Source organism: Citrobacter sp. wls717 (genome assembly GCF_005280955.1).
Taxonomy (GTDB): Bacteria; Pseudomonadota; Gammaproteobacteria; order Enterobacterales; family Enterobacteriaceae; genus Citrobacter; species Citrobacter werkmanii.
Map to the genome: position 1 here is coordinate 1 of NZ_SZWW01000027.1, position 606 is coordinate 606.

General features: G+C 56.8%; 1 pseudogene. It reads right to left on the reverse strand.

Features of this window, described 5'->3' with window-relative positions:
- Positions 1 to 606, reverse strand: a pseudogene (gene cpsG / locus FDX09_RS14255) (colanic acid biosynthesis phosphomannomutase CpsG); the annotation flags it as partial.

The following is a 606-nucleotide window of genomic DNA, read 5'->3' on the forward strand; positions in this document are numbered from 1 at the left end:
CGCGATTCCACGTTCAGGCGCACCACCGGTTCGGTATTGGAAGAGCGTAAATTGAAGCGCCAGTCGACAAACGACATGCTGATGCCATCCGTTCTGTCCACCGTCAGCGCTTCCCGGGAAAAGTGCTGCTCCACCCGTGCTATCGCTGCCATCGGCTCCGCCAGCGTGCTGTTTATTTCTCCACTCGCCGGGTATGCCGCCATCCGATCACGGACCAGTTCACCCAGCGACTGTCCTTTCAGACACAGCAGCTCCGCCACCAGCAGCCACGGGATCATCCCGCTGTCACAGTACGCAAAATCGCGGAAATAGTGATGCGCGCTCATCTCGCCGCCGTAAATGGCATCTTCATGGCGCATCCGCTCTTTAATAAACGCGTGTCCGGTTTTTGACATCACCGGTTTACCGCCTGCCGCCGTCACCACATCCACGGTGTTCCAGGACAGGCGCGGGTCGTGGATAATTTTCGCCCCCGGATTCTTCTCCAGAAACGCTTCCGCCAGCAGACCGACAATGTAGTACCCTTCTATAAACTGGCCTTTTTCATCAAACAGGAAGCAGCGGTCAAAATCCCCGTCAAAGGCAATCCCCATATCCGCACCGTGT